This window comes from bacterium (genome assembly GCA_030649025.1).
Lineage (GTDB): Bacteria > Patescibacteriota > Minisyncoccia > JAUYLV01 > JAUYLV01 > JAUSGO01.
This window is the reverse complement of record JAUSGO010000038.1, coordinates 1-2,607: the sequence shown is the minus strand read 5'-3', so window position 1 is coordinate 2,607 and position 2,607 is coordinate 1. Positions and strand designations below refer to the sequence as shown.

General features: G+C 49.7%; 2 protein-coding genes. One reads left to right on the top strand and one right to left on the bottom strand.

Going from position 1 to position 2,607, the window contains the following annotated elements:
- Positions 1-404: hypothetical protein (locus Q7S09_05800; protein MDO8558659.1), on the bottom strand; the 404-nt coding region annotated here is incomplete at its 3' end.
- 676 nt (positions 405-1,080) lie between these two features.
- On the opposite strand from Q7S09_05800, the gene Q7S09_05795 reads away from it, so the two are divergent.
- Positions 1,081-2,154, top strand: a complete 1,074-nt coding sequence (locus Q7S09_05795) for an amino acid--tRNA ligase-related protein (protein ID MDO8558658.1) — start codon at positions 1,081-1,083, stop codon at positions 2,152-2,154.
- The last annotated feature ends 453 nt before the right edge of the window (positions 2,155-2,607 follow it).

Here is a 2,607-nt window from a genome sequence, read left to right as displayed (position 1 = left end):
TCGGAGTCACTATCGCTCTCAAACACCATGCCCCCATCAAGAAAAGTCTGGCGAACGGTCTGGGTGTCAAGCCTGTCACCGTTATGCGCCACGGCGAGCTTTCCCCATCGCGTAAAGTGCATGAATGGCTGAATGTTGCGCAGGTCCGCCGGAGAGCCACTCGTGCCGAACCGTACATGTTCAATCGCGATGCGCGTCTCCCTATCCTCCCATCGATAGAACTCATCTGAGTCACAAAGGCTTTTTGCAAGACTGCCCCTTCGGAGATAAAAAAAATCTGAGCCGTCGAGTTTTGATGCAAGAAACCCGGATCCTTCAACTCCCCGGTGCTGGATGGTAGCAAATCCGTCGGTAGCACGACTTTTCAGACAGCTTACATTATAAAATCCAACGATGCCGCACATATCCAGGGCCTCCTAAAGATTTATATGGGAAAGAACGGAGGAAGCATATAAGAAAAAATAAGAGATGTCAAAGTTTGATTGATACGGCCAGAACAAATTTTTATCCACACGCATTTTTTGACACGGTGTGAAAACCTGCTATACTAAAAAAAGTGTCCGAATATAGATTTCATCATAATAAGAATAGAAAAAAGAAGAGTTTCCAATTTTTGAACTTTCATCGCCCGTAGGGGCGAATTTTTTTGAAGTTTTGTCCCCGCCAAGGCGGGGTAACAAAACAAAACCCCGCACTAATTTTGCCTATGTACAAAGAAATGAGAAAACATTTAAATATCTTTCGCGACTATGAAAACGCGAGGTGCGGGCAGCGAATAGCTGCGTCCCGATGCGCGCGAAGTCCCGAAAATCCCCGAACGATAGTGAGGTTAGATTTTCATGATCCCGTCTGTCCGCGACTGATGACTCCCCGTACTGTTCCAGAGTTTCCAGTTCGGAGATCACGGGATCGCGAAACCGTTGCCGCTCCTTCGTCGCGGACGGTTTGGGACGCCTCGCCAATGGCCAGTGCCGCAAAATTTAGTGCCGGGGTATCAAGGCGCTACCTATAAAGTAGCACTTTTTAATAAATGCGCTCCCGAAGTTTCCAGGTTCCGGAGGCGAGGGTGACGCATGACACATGGAAAACGCGATAATACAAAAACACAATATCCCGGAGATATTGGGCGGTATAGAGCTGCCCGACCTTCCGCCACGCACCGTGCCGATTCTTGAGTCCGATGTCGTCCGATTTGCGCGTGAACATCTCGCACAACAAGGGTATACCGAAATTTTTGTGCCGCGCATGGTGCGCGCCACCGGTGCCTGCGAGAACGTGGATACGCTTTTTGAAGTTTCTGTTTCCGGAGATTCGGAATGGTTCTCTGTCCCGCATGTATATCTTGCGCAAACGGGGCAACTGTATTTGGAGGCGTGGGTTCCGGCCCTCGGTAGAGCATATTGCATAGGTCCCAGCTTCCGCGCGGAGAGCGCGGTGGATGCTCGGCATCTTTCGGAATTTACCATGATCGAAATTGAAGTGGTGACGGACTTTCAGGGACTGCTTGGCGAAATAGAAGGAATATTCGGAGCCGTGCGTGAAGGGATGCTTGGCCGCAAAGATGCAAAAGAGCGTTACGGTCTATCGAGCCAGGCTCTTAAGATGCTCGAATACTGCGCCCCACCCTTTCCTAAAATGACATATGGCCAAGCCATCGAAATTTTGCAAAAACTCGGAAAAGATATCTCATGGGGAGATGACATAGATTCCGCGAACGAAGCACTGCTGATAACGCATGTCGGCGAAAAGCCGCTTTTTATCACGCACTACCCAAATCCCTTATGGGATCACGGCAAGCCAATCGCTGTCGAGAAATTCTTTAATATGCAGCCAGATCCCGAGCATCCGCACCTGGTGCAAAGCGCCGACCTCATCCTGCCGTTTGCCGGTGAGGCGGTGGGTTCGGCTGCACGCATCTACGACGCAAAGACCCTCATTGAACGGCTTACCAATTCGCGTATGTTTAAAAGGCTTCAGGAGAAAGGCGGAAGTTTGGATGATTTCGGCTGGTATGTAAATCAAATGCAATCCCGCGGTTCTGTGCCGCACGCGGGGTGTGGCATCGGCGTCTCCCGGGTCCTCAAGTGGCTACGCCAGGAAGACGACATCCGCCGCTCGGTGACCTTCCCCATAAATCGCGCGACGATCATTTAGATCCTTCCCCAAACGCGAAAATACTGCTATTATGTAGCAGTATTTTCTATATATCATATTCGCCCACAATTTCGATATTTTAATAAAACATCCGCCCTTAGCTCAGTTGGGCATATGCTCCGGTGGAGCATATGCGGGCAAGCGCTTTAATAGTATGGTATAGAACTTGCCCAGGTTACCAACGCCGAAGGCCTAAAATTTTAATATCCGCCCTTAGCTCAGTTGGGCAGTATCCTCCAGCGGAGGATACTGCGGGAAGCTCACCATGTTTCTGAAATATATGAAGCTTCCCAGGAAGAGCAACGGTGGAGTTGCGATTACAATAAAATAACCGCCCTTAGCTCAGTTGGGCATATGCTCCGGTGGAGCATATGCGGGCAAGCGCTTTAATAGTATGGTATAGAACTTGCCCAGGTTACCAACGCCGAAGGCCTAAAATTTTAATATCCGCCC

Excerpts from the sequence above, each read along its gene's own strand:
- Q7S09_05795 (MDO8558658.1), top strand. The coding sequence starts at position 1,081 with ATGGAAAACGCGATAATACAAAAACACAATATCCCGGAGATATTGGGC.